Origin of the sequence: Novosphingobium sp. 17-62-19, from assembly GCF_002256775.1 — a bacterium.
Lineage (GTDB): Bacteria > Pseudomonadota > Alphaproteobacteria > Sphingomonadales > Sphingomonadaceae > Novosphingobium.
Genome location: NZ_NCII01000080.1, coordinates 1 through 16280, shown reverse-complemented (window position 1 = coordinate 16280; position 16280 = coordinate 1). Strand labels below are relative to the sequence as shown.

Annotated in this window: 19 protein-coding genes; 7 read left to right on the top strand and 12 right to left on the bottom strand. The window is 61.1% G+C overall.

What is annotated here, in order from left to right:
• The first annotated feature begins 254 nt into the window (after nucleotides 1-254).
• Nucleotides 255-1016: an NTP transferase domain-containing protein gene (locus B7X90_RS14000; RefSeq protein WP_292625396.1), complete on the top strand. Its 762-nt coding sequence runs from the start codon at nucleotides 255-257 to the stop codon at nucleotides 1014-1016.
• 2 nt (nucleotides 1017-1018) lie between these two features.
• Here the strand turns inward: B7X90_RS14000 and B7X90_RS13995 are convergent, their stop codons facing one another.
• Entirely contained in the window at nucleotides 1019-1513 is a 495-nt protein-coding gene (locus tag B7X90_RS13995; protein ID WP_292625395.1) for a DUF2141 domain-containing protein, read from the bottom strand.
• A 359-nt stretch (nucleotides 1514-1872) separates the two neighbouring features.
• Here B7X90_RS13995 and rpe point away from each other — a divergent pair, with 359 nt between their 5' ends.
• Genes rpe through purH form a run of 3 tightly spaced genes read left to right on the top strand, consistent with a single transcriptional unit; the run spans nucleotide 1873 to nucleotide 6076 of the window.
• Nucleotides 1873-2532 carry a ribulose-phosphate 3-epimerase gene (gene rpe / locus B7X90_RS13990; RefSeq protein ID WP_292625393.1) on the top strand — a complete coding sequence of 220 codons (660 nt, stop codon included), beginning with the start codon at nucleotides 1873-1875 and terminating at the stop codon, nucleotides 2530-2532.
• Nucleotide 2533: 1 nt separating this feature from the next.
• A complete protein-coding gene (locus B7X90_RS13985; RefSeq protein WP_292625391.1) occupies nucleotides 2534-4471 on the top strand; it encodes a heparinase II/III family protein in 1938 nt (645 codons plus the stop codon).
• Between the two features lie 15 nt (nucleotides 4472-4486).
• Nucleotides 4487-6076 (top strand): bifunctional phosphoribosylaminoimidazolecarboxamide formyltransferase/IMP cyclohydrolase, encoded by a 1590-nt coding sequence (gene purH / locus B7X90_RS13980; RefSeq protein WP_292625390.1) that lies wholly within the window; start codon nucleotides 4487-4489, stop codon nucleotides 6074-6076.
• Between the two features lie 78 nt (nucleotides 6077-6154).
• Here purH and B7X90_RS13975 read toward each other — a convergent pair whose 3' ends face one another.
• The 10 genes from B7X90_RS13975 to B7X90_RS13930 form a co-directional block, all read right to left on the bottom strand.
• Complete coding sequence (locus tag B7X90_RS13975) at nucleotides 6155-6772, bottom strand: cell wall hydrolase (protein ID WP_292625389.1); 618 nt, start codon at nucleotides 6770-6772, stop codon at nucleotides 6155-6157.
• Between the two features lie 218 nt (nucleotides 6773-6990).
• Entirely contained in the window at nucleotides 6991-7326 is a 336-nt protein-coding gene (locus B7X90_RS13970) for a DUF1491 family protein (RefSeq protein WP_292625388.1), read from the bottom strand.
• A gap of 14 nt (nucleotides 7327-7340) precedes the next feature.
• Nucleotides 7341-7835: a PaaI family thioesterase gene (locus tag B7X90_RS13965; RefSeq protein WP_292625386.1), complete on the bottom strand. Its 495-nt coding sequence runs from the start codon at nucleotides 7833-7835 to the stop codon at nucleotides 7341-7343.
• Entirely contained in the window at nucleotides 7825-8286 is a 462-nt protein-coding gene (locus tag B7X90_RS13960; RefSeq protein ID WP_292625385.1) for a PTS sugar transporter subunit IIA, read from the bottom strand. Before B7X90_RS13960 ends, B7X90_RS13965 begins: the two co-directional genes overlap by 11 nt.
• A gap of 177 nt (nucleotides 8287-8463) precedes the next feature.
• A complete protein-coding gene (gene raiA, locus B7X90_RS13955; RefSeq protein ID WP_292625383.1) occupies nucleotides 8464-9048 on the bottom strand; it encodes a ribosome-associated translation inhibitor RaiA in 585 nt (194 codons plus the stop codon).
• A gap of 46 nt (nucleotides 9049-9094) precedes the next feature.
• Nucleotides 9095-9796, bottom strand: coding sequence for a DNA polymerase III subunit epsilon (gene dnaQ / locus B7X90_RS13950; protein WP_292625381.1), 702 nt, complete (start codon nucleotides 9794-9796; stop codon nucleotides 9095-9097).
• 49 nt (nucleotides 9797-9845) lie between these two features.
• Nucleotides 9846-10451 carry a dephospho-CoA kinase gene (gene coaE / locus B7X90_RS13945; RefSeq protein WP_292625379.1) on the bottom strand — a complete coding sequence of 202 codons (606 nt, stop codon included), beginning with the start codon at nucleotides 10449-10451 and terminating at the stop codon, nucleotides 9846-9848.
• Entirely contained in the window at nucleotides 10448-11305 is an 858-nt protein-coding gene (aroE, locus tag B7X90_RS13940) for a shikimate dehydrogenase (protein WP_292625377.1), read from the bottom strand. The genes coaE and aroE overlap by 4 nt, the downstream gene beginning before the upstream one ends.
• Nucleotides 11302-11889 (bottom strand): nucleoside triphosphate pyrophosphatase, encoded by a 588-nt coding sequence (locus tag B7X90_RS13935; protein WP_292625375.1) that lies wholly within the window; start codon nucleotides 11887-11889, stop codon nucleotides 11302-11304. The genes aroE and B7X90_RS13935 overlap by 4 nt, the downstream gene beginning before the upstream one ends.
• The gene (locus B7X90_RS13930) at nucleotides 11886-12728 is read right to left on the bottom strand and encodes a pyruvate, water dikinase regulatory protein (RefSeq protein ID WP_292625374.1); all 843 of its coding nucleotides are present in this window, start codon (nucleotides 12726-12728) and stop codon (nucleotides 11886-11888) included. Before B7X90_RS13930 ends, B7X90_RS13935 begins: the two co-directional genes overlap by 4 nt.
• Before the next feature lie 356 nt (nucleotides 12729-13084).
• Between B7X90_RS13930 and hemE the strand changes: the two genes are divergently transcribed.
• Together hemE and B7X90_RS13920 are read left to right on the top strand one after the other, a co-directional pair.
• On the top strand, nucleotides 13085-14152 hold the full coding sequence (gene hemE, locus B7X90_RS13925) for a uroporphyrinogen decarboxylase (RefSeq protein WP_292625372.1): 1068 nt from the start codon (nucleotides 13085-13087) through the stop codon (nucleotides 14150-14152).
• 139 nt (nucleotides 14153-14291) lie between these two features.
• Entirely contained in the window at nucleotides 14292-14735 is a 444-nt protein-coding gene (locus B7X90_RS13920; RefSeq protein WP_292625371.1) for a CopD family protein, read from the top strand.
• A 55-nt stretch (nucleotides 14736-14790) separates the two neighbouring features.
• On the opposite strand, the gene B7X90_RS13915 is transcribed toward B7X90_RS13920, so the two are convergent.
• Nucleotides 14791-14952, bottom strand: a complete 162-nt coding sequence (locus B7X90_RS13915) for a hypothetical protein (RefSeq protein WP_292625370.1) — start codon at nucleotides 14950-14952, stop codon at nucleotides 14791-14793.
• 227 nt (nucleotides 14953-15179) lie between these two features.
• On the opposite strand from B7X90_RS13915, the gene rho reads away from it, so the two are divergent.
• Nucleotides 15180-16280, top strand: a 1101-nt coding sequence (rho, locus tag B7X90_RS13910; protein ID WP_292625369.1) for a transcription termination factor Rho, incomplete at its 3' end; no start/stop codon positions are given.

The window sequence follows — 16280 nt, the reverse complement described above, 5'->3', positions numbered from 1 at the left end:
GATCCGTTGCTGCAAGGTTGCGCTTGATCGTGGTGAAGGTGGTGCGCTGATCGGCCCGTCGGCCTACTTCTGCAAGCACCCGCCGCAGCAGTTCAACGACGATGTCGCCGCGCAGATGGTCGAGGAATACGCCTCGGTTGAAAAGCTGGCCGCAGAATAAGCGCACGCGCTTTGCCAAATGAAATGGGCCGACCGGACGTTTCGTCTGGTCGGCCTTTTCATTTGCGCGCGAAGTGGCTAGGCGGAATGCCGTCATGGATGCCCTGATCATCGCCGCAGGTTTCGGCAGCCGTTTGGCTGACCTTTCGCCATCGAAGCCGCTCACGCCGGTCGCGGGGGTACCGCTGATCGAGATTGGCGTGCGCCAGGCGATGTTGGCGGGAATCACGCGCGTCGTCGTCGTCACCGGTCATCACGCAGATATGCTTGAGACGTTTCTGGCCGACCTGTCGCTGCGTGCCGGAATCGAGATTGTGCCAGTGCGCCTGACCAACTGGTCCACGCCCAATGGCCACTCTGTCATGGCGGGCGCCACGCGATGCGATGGCAACTACCTGCTGATGATGGCCGACCACATGTTCGACGCAGACATTCTTGCCCGGCTCATGCTTGAAGACCGGCCAGATCGGGGTGTGACGCTTGCGATAGATCGCCGGATCGACAATCCGCTTGTCGATCCTGATGACGCAACATGGGTTAAGATGGACGATGCAGGCCGCATCACCGCCATTGGCAAGACCATTACCGCATACGACGCCGTCGACTGTGGCGCATTCTTGGCCACACCCGAACTGGCGTTGGCCATTCGCGACGCAATCACCGAGGGCAAATCAGGTAGCCTGTCCGATGGAATGCAGCGTCTGGCCGACGCCGGTCGCGCTGCCACCATGGACATCGAGGACGCATGGTGGATGGATGTTGACGATCCACGCGCCCACGCCCTTGCCGAGGAACTTGCGCCCTGGCAGCTTGCCCAGACTTTCGCTGAAATCGGCGTTCCGGCTGAAAGCCAGTAATTCTAAGGATATTTGAGGTGAATGCGGGTCGACAGGCCCGATTTCACAATATTCAACCGCACCGAACGGAACGAGGGGATACTCGCGATCGTCGGCGGGTTGTTGGAAAAGCCGAAGCCTTCTTCGGGGATGCCCAGCACGCCGCTGCGCTTGATGTTCGTGCTCGAATCCTCGTCATGGTACACGGCTAGCGCATAGACGCCCGGCTTGGGAACGTAGAGACACATGCGCGTTTCCGGCGCAGTTGCATCAACGCGGCCTACGTAAAGGGAGCCTTTCTTGGCAAGGAACTTGCGCGGCTCGTCAGCATAGAGCGTGACCGCCATCAGGCCGTTGCCATTGCGCACGCCGTCAACCGTAACGTTTATCCAGGTATCGCTAACCGGCCCAGCGCATTTGGGTGCTGCGGCATTTGCAGCATGGCTTGCGAAGGTCAGCGAAGTGGCGGCAGCAGCAAAGGCAATGGCCGTGGCGTACCAACGTCTCGGCATGTTCATGATCAAAAAGCCCCGATTTCGATGTGTTGTCAGGTCGATGCGTTGCACGTTTATCCAATGAACCGTGCCAATGAACTGTGATTGTTACGCCTTCGTTCCGTCCGTTCCCGCCGGCGTCATACCGGCATATTTCTGGATCGTTAAGTAAGATTCGCGCCGTGAACACGCCCTGAACTCTGCTGCAACCCACTGTTCAGCGGCAAACCGCCTCCATTCCGGGACATTCCGTGTGGATAAGCCTGTGTGAACCGCTTGTTCCACCGATTCGCCAAAGCTAAGCGCAAAGTGTGGGGTGGCCATTTTCGGCGCCAGTGCGTGTTCGAATGACCCTGCCTCCGTATGCAGGATAGTGCCGCCCGATGACCCCGCTGATTTCCCCGTCGATCCTTTCTGCTGATTTCGCCCGCCTTGGCGAAGAAGTGCGTGCAATTGATGAAGCTGGGGCCGACTGGATTCATGTCGATGTGATGGACGGGCATTTCGTGCCAAACATCACGATTGGCCCGATGGTAGTAAAGGCGCTGCGCCCGCACACCGCCAAGCCGCTTGACGTGCATCTGATGATTTCGCCGGTTGATGCCTACCTTCAGGCTTTTGCCGATGCCGGGGCCGATATCATCACCGTCCACCCAGAAGCAGGACCTCACATTCACCGCACCGTGCAGGCGATCAAAGGGTTGGGCAAGAAAGTGGGCGTCTCGCTTAATCCGGGAACGCCAGCCAAGATGCTGGATTACCTGATCGACGACGTCGATCTGGTCCTGATCATGAGCGTGAACCCAGGCTTCGGCGGGCAGAGCTTCATCTCTAGCCAGCTTCGCAAGATTGAAGCTGTGCGCAAGATGATCGATAAATCAGGCCGCCAGATCCACCTCGAAGTCGATGGGGGTGTGGACACCAATACGATTCGCTCATGCGTTGACGCCGGAGCTGACGTGCTGGTTGCCGGGACCGCATCGTTCAAGGGCGGCCCATCACACTATGCCGCAAATATCGCCGCACTGAAGGCTCTGGGCTGATATGAGAGACAACGGCTTCCCCCTGACCGGAAGCCGACCTGCGGCAGCCAACGCGCGCCCCGGCACATCAAACACACGCCGCGCAATACCACTTGATCGAACACAGGAGGAACCGCTGGCAGAGCCGTCCGACAGCCCACTTCCTTCTGGAACCAATCATGCTGCTGCGCCAGTTGCATCTGATACGGCCACCTTGGAGCCTGGCGTGGTCGAACCGGGCCGCGCTCTCGCACTTGCCGATTTTGCCCCACCTTCGCTTGGTGCAGGGGATAAACTGGTGCGGTTTGCCTATAGCCTCGGCCTGCCAGCCAGCGCCATCCACCCGTTCCGCAAACGCGCAAAGACGCGACTGACCGCCACCGTCCTGCCCCCACTGCCGGGTGACGCTGCCGCCGGGAAGGCTCTGCGCGCCGGACACTTCCTGATCCATGGCTTCAAGTCCGCCATCGCTGACACGGCCTTTTCAGGCCCGCGCCTGCCCCCACCATTCGAACGCATTGTCCACGGATTTCGCTGGCTACGCGATCTCGAATCAGGCGGCACCCGCGCCCAATGCGCGCAAGTGGCCGAGCGTATCCTTACCACCTGGCTAGCAGCCAACCCCAAGCCTGACCCTACGCCCGCGTGGGATGTCGGCAATGTCGGTCACCGCCTGCTCAACTGGATGGTCCACGCTCCACTGGTCCTTTCGGGGCAAGACCGCGCGTTCCGCGCGCGAATCCTGCGCACCATCGAGGAAACCGCGCGCTGGCTCGACCGCCGCGTTACCGGGGCGGACAATCGGTTGAGCGAAGTGGCAGGCTGGTGCGGGCTTGTCGCGACCGGCCTGATCATGGCCGATTCCAAACCCCGACGCCTCTATGCCGAAGCAGGTCTTGTGCGCGCACTGGGAGAAGTGGTGAGCGATGATGGCGGCGTCCTCTCGCGCAGCCCGATCTGCCAGATCGAGGCGATTGAACTGCTGATCGCCCTGCGCGCCTGCTACGAAGCCGTACGCGAAGAGCCTCTGCCGCAGATTCAGACCATGCTGACGCTGCTGGTGCCGCCGCTGCTGGCACTGCTGCATGGTGATGGTGGTCTGGGCAATTGGCAAGGCTCCGGTGGCATCTCTGCCGATGCTATCGACACGCTGATCACGGCCAGCGGCGTACGTACCCGCCCGTTGCGCGATGCGCGCCAGTGGGGTTACCAGCGCGCCACGGCGGGCAAATCGGTGCTGCAGTTCGATGCGGGGCCGCCGCCTGTGGCTCGCCATGCGCGCGATGGCTGCGCATCCACGCTGGCGTTCGAATTCAGCCACGGCATGGACCGGCTGATCGTCAACTGCGGTGGCGCGGCGTTTGCTGGCGGCATGATCCCGCTGCGGCTCGAACAAGGCCTGCGCGCCACCGCAGCACATTCCACGCTGACTATCGACGATTTCAATTCCACCGCGGTCCTCATCAATGGCCGCATCGGATCGGGCGTGTCCGAGGTCGAGGTGGACCGTCGCACACTGTCAGCCGATGCCAGCGGCCCCACTGGCGCTGGCGGTGGCGCTACGCGGATCGAAGCCAGCCACAACGGCTATGTCAGCCGCTACGGCCTCGTGCATAGGCGCATCCTCATCCTGCGCGATGACGGGACCGAACTGCGCGGCGAGGACCTGCTGCTGCCCTCTGGCCGCAAGGGCAAGCGCGGCACAATCGGAGTCGCCTTGCGCTTCCACCTCGGCCCGCATATCGAGCTGGCCGCCAGCACGGACGGGAAAGGCATTTCGCTTGCCCTGCCCGATGGCAGCCTGTGGCAGTTCCGATCAGGCCGCGATCCGGTCTCGGTTGAGGAAAGCCTCTGGGCGGATGGTCAGGGACGGCCCATCGGCACGCGCCAGTTGGTCGTCACCGCCAAGGTTCCCCGCAGCGGAGAAAGCTTCTCCTGGCTGCTCAAGAAGATGCGATAGAACAGGAAAACCTACGTGAGCGAAGTTACGATCAAGCGGGCACTGCTTTCGGTGTCTGACAAATCCGGCCTTGTCGATCTGGGCAAGGCTCTCGCCGCGCGCGGGGTCGAGCTGCTCTCCACCGGCGGCACCGCCAAGGCGCTGCGCGATGCAGGGCTGTCGGTGAAGGACGTTTCGGAGCACACCGGCTTTCCCGAAATGATGGATGGCCGCGTCAAGACACTGCACCCCACGATCCACGGTGGACTGCTGGCCGTGCGCGACAATCCCGAACATGCTGCAGCCATGGCTGAACACAACATCGGCGCAATCGATCTCGTGGTGGTCAACCTCTACCCCTTCGAAGCGACCGTGGCCAAGGGCGCCGCGCGTGACGAAGTGATCGAGAACATTGACATCGGCGGCCCTTCGATGGTGCGCTCTGCCGCCAAGAACCATGATTATGTCACGATCCTCACCGATCCGGCGGACTACGCTGGCCTGCTGGCAGAACTGGAAACCAGCAACGGCGCGACGAGCCTCGCTTTCCGTCGTCTGATGGCGGCGCGCGCTTTTGCCGCAACAGCCACTTATGACAGCATGATCAGCCAGTGGTTCGCCTTTGCCGACCAGCAGCAGATGTTCCCCGAAACACTGGCGGTGATCGGCAAGCGGTCCGAAGAACTGCGTTATGGAGAAAATCCGCACCAGAAGGCCGCTCTCTACGTCCCGCGTGGTCCCTTTGCCCGGGGCATCGCCCAGGCCGAACAGGTGCAGGGCAAGGAACTGTCCTACAACAATTACAACGACGCTGACGCCGCCTTCGAACTCGCCGCCGAGTTTCGCGGGCAGGAGCCAGCCGTCGTGATCGTCAAGCACGCCAACCCCTGCGGCGTTGCGCAAGCTTCGAACCTGCTTGAAGCATGGCATGGCGCACTCGCTTGCGACGATGTTTCAGCTTTCGGCGGGATCGTTGCCACAAATGTCCCACTTGATGGCCCGACAGCGAACGCGATCTGCGAGATATTTACCGAAGTCGTGATCGCGCCTGCTGCCGACGACGCGGCAAAGGCAGCCTTTGCCCGCAAGAAGAACCTGCGCCTGTTGCTGACCGGCGATCTACCCGATCCGCGCCGGGGAGGACTGATGGTCAAGCCAATCACTGGCGGCCTGCTGGTCCAGAGCCGCGACAACGGCGTGGTCTCGGTTGATGATCTGAAGGTTGTTACCAAGCGCCAGCCCACCGAGCAGGAGCTGAAGGACTGCCTGTTCGCGTGGACCGTGGCGCGGCACGTGAAGTCCAACGCCATCGTCTATGCCAAGGACGGAATCACCGCCGGCATTGGAGCGGGCCAGATGAACCGCCGCGATTCCAGCCGAATTGCCGCGATGAAGGCTGCCGAAGCCGCCGAAAAGTTTGGCTGGATCCAATCCCGCACGGTCGGTTCTGCCGTCGCATCAGACGCATTCTTCCCCTTCGCCGATGGCCTTTTGGCTGCGGTCGAGGCGGGCGCAACTTGCGTGATCCAGCCGGGCGGATCTATCCGCGATGATGACGTGATCAAGGCTGCCGACGAAGCGGGCCTGGCCATGGTCTTCACAGGAATGCGCCACTTCCGCCACTGATCGCACGATTGCCGCAAACGAAAAGGGCCGGCCCCACGCGGGGGCCGGCCCTTTTTCATGTCAGCACCAAACAATGCTTCAGCGGTAAAACACGTGTCCGTCCACCTTTGCCATGCGGGTCTTGCCCCACCGTGGCGAAACGTAAGTCGCATGGAAGAACATCGCCCCTTCGACCGGGCTCTTCCACTGACCTTCGTCAGCGATACGTGCGATGCGCACGGCTGTTTGCCATGCACGGCTGTCGCGGTTGATCGCGGGCATCGAACGGCCACGAACGAAAGAGAACTGCGAGGGCTGGTACACCACGCCGCAGTATGAAGCGGGGAAGCGGCCCGAATTGGAGCGCGCAACGATCACCCGGCCAACGGCAAGTTGCCCGGCCAGCGATTCGCCCTTGGCTTCAAAGAACACGGCACCGGCAAGGCACTCCAGTTCCTTTGAAAGCGCGGCAGGAATATCGGTTTCAGCAACCAGTTCGGCAAGCGAGGAAGCGTTGGCTTCGCTGCGATCTGCCACGGCATCCTGCTGCACATCAGCAAGCGGCTGCACCACGGGTTGGGAAATGAAGGTCGCTGCGATGGCGACCGGAGCATTCATGCTCTGTGCGGCGGCTTGGGAACCGCCTGTGCTGAGAAGCGTAGTGATAAATGTCGCAGCCAGGCTCAGCGTTGCTGCATATTTGAATTTCTTGCTCATCCGTCATCGTCATTGGGCGGTGAGCTTCCGGGCATGGCGCGGTGCCGGGCCGATGCAGCGGATGAATCCGCCAAACGGCGCGACATCGAAGGGCCATGTCGGTTGCCCCCCGTCTGCGTGCCAGTGCGTTCGGCCCTCATGCCTCCCATCACCGCCTGCGCAAAAATCGGTAGCGGGCCTTTAGACCGCGCTCCTTTAGAGTCAACCCACGTTCAGGCTTACGTCAGATTGTCCCGGACGAAGCGTTCGCGATCCGCGACAGTCAGTTCGACTATCCACACATCGGGGTCTTGAGTGCTGCGCCGGTCCAAATAGTCATCAAAGTCCGATTTATTTTCAGATACTTGGACCTTTACTTGGTCCCACTTTCGCGTTCCATCAAGCTGGGGCATACGTTCATACAGAACGGCAAGACCTTGATTTTCAACCATAACAATCAAGATTGTGCCGCCATCCCGCTCGCCCTTGTTCAGCACCATGCCAAACCCTCCGGCGGCTTGCGCAGCACGGATGAATCCGTTCACTTCAAGGTGTGCGGGAAGCCGCGTGTCCACTCAGGCTTGTCCCTTCAACCCAGCGCCGCACGCAGGCCAGCGTTGTATCCGTCCAAGCTGGAAAGCGGGATGCGCGAACGCTGGAACGTACCCGTGCCGCGCCCCACTTCTTCCCCTTCTTCGTCAATCAATCGCGCTTCTGCCACCAGCACGCGGCGACGGCCTGAAATCCAACGCCCTTCCGCAACCACCCGTCCACCATGGATTGGCTTGGTGAACAGCAGGTTGAACGATGTTGTCAGCAGGAAGCGGTCAGTCACATGGGTGTTGGCCGCATAGAATGCGGCATCGTCGAGCATCTTGAAGTAGATCGTGCCATGCGCCGCACCAGCGGCATGAAAGCAGGCTGGCGTCACATCGAAATGGATGCGGGACAGGCCTTCACCAATGATTTCAAGGCGAGAGTCGAACAGATGATTGACCGGGGCCGAGCTGTAAAGTCCTTCGAGCGCACGCCAATGCAGGCTGGCGCTATCGCCACCCGCGCTGGCGTTGCCGTCAAGCTGCATCGCGATCAATAACGTTGACCAGGAGGCCGAACAGCGCCTCGGCATCAGGCGCCGCGACCAGGCGTTCGTGCATACGTTCATCGCGCATCAGGCGCGAGATCGCGGCCAGCGCTTGCAAATGTGATGCTCCTGCCTGCGAGGGTGAAAGCAGGCCGAACACACAGTCTACCGGCATTCCATCGGCCGACGCAAACTCAACCGGTTCGGCAAGGCGGAAGAACGCGGCAACTGGACGTTCAAGCCCATCGATCCGTGCGTGGGGGATGGCCACCCCACGACCGAAGCCAGTGCTACCCAGCTTCTCGCGTTCTTCAATCCCATCAATCACCGTATCCGCATCAAGCGCATAGACCGACGCAAAGCAGGCAGCGAGATCGGCAAGGATCTGCTGCTTGGTATCCGCGCGCATCACGCGCACAGCCTGAGGATCGATAGTAAATAGAGCCGACATAACGGTAAGCATGTATCACAAGAGTGCAAATGCACGGTGAACCGGGCCGCGCCATGCGCCCGAATGTTTATCAAAGCAAGCGCAAAGCCTTTGGTCACAATTTGAAAAGGGGAGCAAGACCATGCGCGGAAAGAGCCGAGCCGGGGGGGGTGCTTGTCCCCGGCCCGGCGGAAATGCTTACTTGGGCTCAACCCATCCAATCGACCCGTCGCCACGGCGATAGACCATGTTGTGTAACCCGGTACCCGCGTTTTTGAACAGCAAAGCGTTGGTATTGCGCAAGTCGAGCATCATCACCGCGTCAGAGACCGAGGCCGTCGGTACATCGACGCGGGTTTCAGCAATGACCAGCGGCGCATCATCTGGCTCATCCTCGCTGACTTCATCATGAGCGAAGACCGTGTAGGCTGCATCCTGGACCTCGAAGTTCGCCTCATCAGCCTTGCGTGCATGGTCTGCACCCTCATGCCGGTCCTTGATGCGGCGGCGATAGCGGCGAAGTTGCTTCTCGATCTTCTCGGCCGACTGATCGAGCGCGACATGGGCATCCTGCGCCACGGCGCTGCCCTTGAGGATCAGACCCTGCGCCACGTGCGTCACGATGTCACATCGGAAACCGCCGTGTGGTGCCTTCCCCATGGTGACGTGTGAGGAAAGCGCTCGGGAAAAATGCTTGTCGACAATGGCGCCAAGGCGCTCTTCGGCATGTGTCTGCAGCGCAGCGCCGGTATCGACCTGGTGTCCCGAAACGCGAATATCCATAAGTCACTTCTCCTGTCACTCGGGCGAGACAGTCCGGCAGCGCATTTCAACGCGACCAGATCGGCTCGCTAAATCCCGCCATGAAAGCATCGTGGCGGGCAAGCTCCTCCGCGCTCGCGGCGTGCGGACGCGGGGAACGGAACACGCGGGTTACACTGCTGGTGACCGTCACGGCCTCCTGCAGCGCAACGGCCTCGGCCCTCGCGGCGACGTCTGCCGCCAGTTCGAGGCCGATCTGCCTTCCGCCCATCAGCTCAACATAGAGCTGCGCGAGCAGTTCCGCGTCCAATAGTGCCCCATGCTTCGTGCGATGGCTGCGGTCTATGCCGTAGCGCGAGCACAAGGCATCGAGGCTGAGTTTGGCACCGGGGTGCTTGCGGCGGGCAATCGCCACCGTATCGACCATCCGGTCCCGGCTGACGGGCTCCAGCCCGCACATTTCCAGCTCGTTGTTGATGAAGCCGAAATCAAACCCGGCGTTGTGCGCAACCAGCGGTGAGTCGGCGATGAAGTCGAGCAACTCGCTGGTCTTCTCGGCAAACTTCGGTTTGTCCGAAAGGAACGTGATCGACAGACCATGCACGGCCTCAGCCTCAGCCGGCATGTCGCGCTCGGGATTGAAATAACAATGGAAAACCGAACCCGTGGGCACCCGGTTGACCATTTCAATGCAACCAATCTCCACCAGCCGATCCCCGCTTCTGGGGTCCAGCCCGGTCGTCTCGGTATCGAAAACGATCTCACGCATTGAAAGATATGTGGACCCGCAAAGGGGGGCTGGCAAGGGGGAGACAGGGTTAACTGCGGGGGTTTTTTTCCCGGATGGCCGCAACCAGCTCTGCAACCTGCGCCTGCGTCTCGGCAAGTGTCACGCCAGTGTCGATCACATGATCCGCGCGCGCCCGCTTTTCGGCATCGGGCACTTGCAACGAAAGGATGTGGGCAAACTTTTCCGCGGTCATCCCCGGCCGCGCCAGCACGCGCTTGCGCTGCACTTCGGCGGGGGCTGAGACCACCATCACGGCATCCAGATCCTTGCCATGCCCCTTTTCAAAGAGCAGCGGAATGTCGAACACGACCAATGGCTCGCCCATATGCTCGATCATGAATGCCTCACGCATCCGCGCCACCGCCGGATGGACGATGGCCTCAAGACGCTTGAGCGCCGCTGCATCACCGAACACTTTCGCGCCCAGTTCCTGGCGTTTCACACCGCCCGGCCCGGTCGTTCCGGGAAACGCTGCCTCGATCGCAGGCACGAGTTCACCCCCCGGTCCTTGCAGGTGATGCACCGCTGCATCGGCATCGAACACCGGCACGCCAATCTCGCGCAGCATAAGCGCCACTGCCGATTTGCCCATGCCGATAGAGCCGGTCAGCCCCATGATGTAGGGCCTGCTCATGCCAGCAGCCTTTCGCGCAGTTCCACGTCTGCCCCCCCGCGCGGCGGCACCGCGCCGAAAAAGCGCCGGAACGCATGATCAGCCTGTCCGATCAGCATGGAAAGCCCATCTACAGTACGGAACCCCGCCCCCCGCGCAGCTTTCAATAAGTCCGTTTCCAAAGGCGACGTCACAATATCGTAGAAAACCGATCCCGGTGGCGCATGGCTCATGTCAAAAGCCAAAGGCGGCTGCCCAGTCATCCCCAGTGAAGAAGCATTGACCACCAGATCGAAGCACCCTTCGCGGTCGTCAAAAGCAAACTCAGTCGCATCGGCAAAGTGATCGAGCGGCGCCACGTGATGCTCGCCGTCAGGGTCCAGTTCATCAAGAAGTCCGCGCGCCTTCTCCACATTACGCCCTGCCAGCACGATCACCGCATGTTCATCCGCCAGCGCCGCAATGATCGCCCTCGCCGCGCCGCCCGTCCCCAGCACGCGCGCCATGCGGAAGTAATGCGTCTTGGCCAACTCCTCGCGCAGTGGCTCCAGAAAGCCCGGCGCATCGGTATTGTACCCCACCAACGCGCCATCTTCAGGAACTATGGTGTTCACCGCCCCGATCCGCGCGGCCAGCGGATCAAGCCGGTCCAGAAACGGGATCACCGCCTGCTTGTGCGGCATCGTCACATTGCAGCCCCGCCAATCAGGATCGCCCCGCCGCGCTGCCAGATACTCCGTCAACCCGTCCGCCATCACATGCGCACGATCATAGCGCCCTTCCAGCCCCAGCTTATCCAACCAGAACCCATGAATGACCGGCGATTTCGACTGTGCAATCGGATCCCCGATCACTTCGGCGTATGGCCCCTTCAAGACGGCAATTCTCCTTGCGCGCGCAATGCGCCCAGCAGCGCCAATAGCGGCATCCCCAAAACGGTGAAGTGGCTACCCTCGATCTGTTCGAACAGTTGCACGCCCAAAGCCTCGATGCGGAACACCCCCACGCAGCCTGAAACCGCAGGCCATTCCCTGTCGAGATAGCTCTGGATAAAGTCGGGAGAAAGCGTGCGGACCTGCAGTTTTGCGGTCTCGCAGGTTTTCCACACCACTGCGCCATCGCGCATCAGCACAACGGCAGAATGAAGATGCATTTCCTTGCCGGAAAAGAATTCCAGATGCTCCACCGCATTGTCACGGCTCACCGGCTTGTCGAACTGCCGCCCACAGACCTCAACCAGCGAATCCCCGCCCAGAACCAGACGCCCCGGCGCGGTCAGCGAAACGCCCAACGCCTTGGCCTCGGCCAGCACGCCTGCAATCTGGCACCCCGGCACGCCGATCAACTCGCGCTTGATCGCCCCTTCGTCCACATCCGATCCGCGCGCCTCGAAAGGCACCCCTGCATCCTGAAGCATCGCCTTGCGCGACGCGCTCTGACTCGCAAGGATCAAGATCATATCGGTTTCACTCCATCACCCCCGCCGCCGCCGGCAGCGCGTTCATTGTACAGGTTGATCACGGCAGCGGCCGTTTCCTCGATAGACCGACGCGAAACGTCAATCACGGCCCAGCCGTTATCGGCAAACATGCGCCGTGCATATTGCACTTCACGCGTAACCTGGTCGTTGTCGACATAGGCGGTTTCAGGCGCCTGATTCAGCGACAGCAAGCGGTTCCGCCGTACGGCAATCAGCCGCTCCGGGCTGGTCGTCAGCCCTACCACCAGCGGACGGCGTAGCGAAAACAGCATCGGCGGCGGCGGGCTTTCCACCACGATCGGGATGTTCGCCACTTTGTATCCTCGATTGGCAAGATAGATCGACGTCGGCGTCTTCGAACTGCGCGAGACGCCCGCCAGCACGATGTCGGCCTCTTCCCAGTTCTCCCAATTCACCCCGTCGTCATGCGCGATGGTGAACTGGATCGCATCGACGCGCGCAAAATAGGCCTCATCCATAATGTGCTGGCGACCGGGCCTCCCCTTGGCCTGCACACCCAGTTGCTGCTGCAAGGCATCGGTCACAGTATCCAGCGCAGCTACGCTGGGCAGGCCCAGCGCCATACAGCGCTGCTCCAGCCGTTCGCGCGTTTCGGCATTGACCAGTGTATAAAGCACCAGCCCTGGATTTGCGGCGATCTCGCCCATGATACGGTCCAGATGCTGCATGGATCGCACCATCGGCCAGAAGTGGCGAACCACATCGGCCCCGTCGAATTGTGCCAGCGCGGCCTTGGCGATCATTTCCAGCGTTTCACCGGTGGAATCCGACAGAAGGTGCAGGTGCAGACGCTGCATGAACGGGCTTTCTGGTGTGGTTTTTCCCGGCTGAGCGATGGGTCGGGATGAACCTGTGGACAGGGGCCTGATAAACCACGGGACAGGACCGAGGACAAGTTTGACCCGCAGATTCACCCTCCCTTCGAGTCATCCTCACGCCCGTTTGTGGACAAGTGGACAGGCTTTTCCCCAGCCTGTGGAGAGCGGTGACAACTTCACCTTGACCGGACTCTGTCCAGAGTCGGAGACAGGGAAAAGTGTGGAAGCGGACTCACAAATCGGGCAGACCGCTGCAATCCCCGATATCCACAGGGCCAACTAACACCATCAACCTGATTCTAAGAATCTATAGTAAGTAGAATGGACGAAGCACGATGCCGGAAACGACGCCTCAGGCGGTAACTCAGAGCGGACACGAAGCAGGCCCTCTTCTGCGGACTCTTCGTGGCGAGAACCTGCCCAGCCGTCCGATCTGGCTGATGCGTCAGGCCGGGCGCTATCTGCCCGAATACCGCGAACTCCGCGCCGAAAAAGGCGGATTCCTTGCGCTGGTCTATGATACCGATGCTGCGGCAGAGGTCACCGTGCAGCCGATCCGCCGCTTCGGCTTCGATGGCGCAATCCTGTTTTCCGATATCCTAATCGTGCCCTATGCCATGGGCCAGAACCTTCAGTTCCTCGCCGGAGAAGGCCCGCACCTCTCGCCGCGCCTGCTCGATGCCACGCTGGAAAGCCTCACAGCCGTGCCTGAGCGTCTTTCCCCGATCTACGAGACGGTGGCCAAGGTGAAGGCGCAGATAACGCCTGAGACGACGCTGCTCGGCTTTGCAGGCAGCCCGTGGACTGTCGCCACCTACATGGTTGCTGGCGAAGGAAGCCGCGACCATCACGATACCCGCGCCATGGCCTATCGCGATCCATCAGCGTTTCAGGCGATCATCGATGCCATTGCGGATGTGACCATCGAATATCTTTCGGGCCAAGTCGATGCCGGTGCGCAAGGCTTGCAGCTGTTCGATTCATGGGCAGGCAGCCTGTCACCGGCACAGTTCGAACGCTGGGTCATTGCCCCCAACGCGAAAATCGCCGCCGAAATGCAGCGTCGCTATCCGCACGTTCCGGTCATCGGCTTTCCCAAGGGTGCGGGCGAAAAGCTGGCCGCCTATGCCCGCGAAACCGGCGTGAACGCCGTAGGTGTGGATGAAACCATCGACCCGCTCTGGGCCGCGCGCGAACTGCCCGCCGGTATGCCGGTCCAGGGCAATCTCGATCCTTTGCTTCTGCTGTCAGGCGGGCCGGATCTGGAAAAGCAGACCATCCGCGTTCTCGAAGCCTTTGCGGATCGCCCGCACGTGTTCAACCTTGGCCACGGCATCGGACAATTCACACCGATTGAAAACGTCGAGGCACTGTTGAAGATCGTGCGAGGTTGGTCGCACTGATCCTCCTTAACGTGGGAAAGGGACCAGCCCCAGAATGGTGGAGGAGCGCCCTCAATACAAATGAACGTCTTGCAAAGCTGGATCGTCAGTCCGAAATAGCCCCCCACAGGGGCGCAGACGGCAGGCGAGAGCGCAACACATGCAGCAGGTATTGGCGATGCTCTATCTCTGGCTGAAGGCCGGCCATGTCATCTTCGTGATCTTCTGGATGGCGGGCCTGTTCATGCTGCCGCGCTTCTTCATCTACCATCAGGAAGCGCCTGAAGGCTCGCCTGAAAACGCCGTGTGGGTAGACCGCGAGGCCAAACTGATGAAGATCATCATGTGGCCATCGCTGGTGGTCGTGTGGGTTCTGGGCCTTGCGCTTGCCATGGAGATCGGGGCGTTTCAGCAGGGCTGGTTCCACCTCAAACTTGCCTTCGTGCTGGTGCTCACCGCCTACCACTTCTGGCTGGCGCAATATGCGCAGAACCTTGCCGCAGGGGTCCGCAAGCTGTCCGGCAAGAAGCTGCGGATGCTCAACGAGATCCCCGGCGTGGCCGCGGCGGTGATCGTGATCGCGGTGATCGTGAAGCCCTTCTGACCTGCCTCTCCTCCCGCAGGCGGGAGGGGTTGGGGGAGGGCCTGTTAATGACTGCTCAACCGCGCAAAATCCGCAACCCGTCGCGCATGGCATGGCGCACCACAATCGCCGGTGCCCGTGGCAGATGCTTCCATTGCGATCCCCAGGCGTTTGCAGGCACGTCTTGCACTTCTGTACGGGGGAAGCTGTTGTGCGGGCGAGGCAATCTGATCGTCATGACATTCTCTCCAGGTTTCCGGCCGATTTTCCGGTTCCATGACCCGGAACGCATGACAGGCTGCCGGGTTTCCACAATTGACTAACGTGTGCCACGCGCATATCCCGCAGTGGACCGGAAACTGATGCGCTGCGCCTGATGCAGCCGCCCTCTCGCTTTCTCCAAGCCCTTCAGAGGCTTCCGGCCATCGACCTATCTCCTTGCATTCCCATTGGAATCACACGAAAATGCACCTGAAAGAACTTAAGCAGAAAACCCCCGCCGAGCTGGTCCAGATGGCCGAAGAGCTTGAGGTTGAAGGCGCGAGCACATTGCGCCGTCAGGACCTGATGTTCGCGATCCTCAAGGAAATGGCCGAAGACGGCGAGGAAATTCTCGGCATCGGCACGATCGAGGTTCTGCCCGATGGTTTCGGCTTCCTCCGCAGCCCTGAAGCGAACTATCTTGCCGGGCCTGACGACATCTATGTTTCGCCCAACCAGGTCCGCAAATGGGGCCTGCGCACGGGTGACACCGTTGAAGGTGAAGTCCGCGCTCCCAAGGATGGCGAGCGCTATTTCTCCATCACGCGCCTGATCAAGGTCAACTTCGACGAGCCAGACGCCGTTCGCCACCGTGTCAACTTTGACAACCTGACCCCGCTCTATCCGAACGAACGCCTGAAGCTCGACACGCTCGACCCGACGGTCAAGGACAAGTCGGCCCGCGTGATCGATCTGGTCAGCCCGCAGGGCAAGGGCCAGCGCGCCCTGATCGTCGCCCCGCCGCGCACCGGCAAGACCGTGCTGCTGCAGAACATGGCCAAGGCCATCACCGACAACCATCCCGAAGTGTTCCTGATCGTCCTCCTGGTCGATGAACGCCCCGAGGAAGTCACCGACATGCAGCGCAGCGTGAAGGGTGAGGTGATCTCCTCAACCTTCGACGAACCCGCCACCCGCCACGTGCAGGTGGCCGAGATGGTCATCGAAAAGGCCAAGCGCTTGGTCGAGCATAAGCGCGATGTCGTGATCCTGCTCGATTCGATCACCCGCCTTGGCCGCGCCTACAACACCGTCGTGCCATCGTCAGGCAAGGTGCTGACTGGCGGCGTCGATGCCAACGCCCTTCAGCGTCCGAAGCGCTTCTTCGGTGCAGCGCGCAATATCGAGGAAGGCGGCTCGCTTTCCATCATCGCCACCGCGCTGATCGATACCGGCAGCCGCATGGACGAAGTGATCTTCGAAGAATTCAAGGGCACCGGCAACTCGGAAATCGTGCTGGACCGCAAGGTTGCCGACAAGCGCATCTTCCCCGCACTCGACGTGGGCAAGAGCGGCACCCGCAAG

Bases quoted from the DNA above. Each gene is read 5' to 3' on its own strand.
- B7X90_RS14000 (WP_292625396.1), top strand. From the start codon at position 255: ATGGATGCCCTGATCATCGCCGCAGGTTTCGGCAGCCGTTTGGCTGAC.
- B7X90_RS13995 (WP_292625395.1), bottom strand. From the start codon at position 1,513: ATGAACATGCCGAGACGTTGGTACGCCACGGCCATTGCCTTTGCTGCT.
- rpe (WP_292625393.1), top strand. From the start codon at position 1,873: ATGACCCCGCTGATTTCCCCGTCGATCCTTTCTGCTGATTTCGCCCGC.
- B7X90_RS13985 (WP_292625391.1), top strand. From the start codon at position 2,534: ATGAGAGACAACGGCTTCCCCCTGACCGGAAGCCGACCTGCGGCAGCC.
- B7X90_RS13975 (WP_292625389.1), bottom strand. From the start codon at position 6,772: ATGAGCAAGAAATTCAAATATGCAGCAACGCTGAGCCTGGCTGCGACA.
- B7X90_RS13965 (WP_292625386.1), bottom strand. From the start codon at position 7,835: ATGCAGCTTGACGGCAACGCCAGCGCGGGTGGCGATAGCGCCAGCCTG.
- B7X90_RS13960 (WP_292625385.1), bottom strand. From the start codon at position 8,286: ATGTCGGCTCTATTTACTATCGATCCTCAGGCTGTGCGCGTGATGCGC.
- raiA (WP_292625383.1), bottom strand. From the start codon at position 9,048: ATGGATATTCGCGTTTCGGGACACCAGGTCGATACCGGCGCTGCGCTG.
- dnaQ (WP_292625381.1), bottom strand. From the start codon at position 9,796: ATGCGTGAGATCGTTTTCGATACCGAGACGACCGGGCTGGACCCCAGA.
- coaE (WP_292625379.1), bottom strand. From the start codon at position 10,451: ATGAGCAGGCCCTACATCATGGGGCTGACCGGCTCTATCGGCATGGGC.
- B7X90_RS13935 (WP_292625375.1), bottom strand. From the start codon at position 11,889: ATGATCTTGATCCTTGCGAGTCAGAGCGCGTCGCGCAAGGCGATGCTT.
- B7X90_RS13930 (WP_292625374.1), bottom strand. From the start codon at position 12,728: ATGCAGCGTCTGCACCTGCACCTTCTGTCGGATTCCACCGGTGAAACG.
- hemE (WP_292625372.1), top strand. From the start codon at position 13,085: ATGCCGGAAACGACGCCTCAGGCGGTAACTCAGAGCGGACACGAAGCA.
- B7X90_RS13920 (WP_292625371.1), top strand. From the start codon at position 14,292: ATGCAGCAGGTATTGGCGATGCTCTATCTCTGGCTGAAGGCCGGCCAT.
- B7X90_RS13915 (WP_292625370.1), bottom strand. From the start codon at position 14,952: ATGACGATCAGATTGCCTCGCCCGCACAACAGCTTCCCCCGTACAGAA.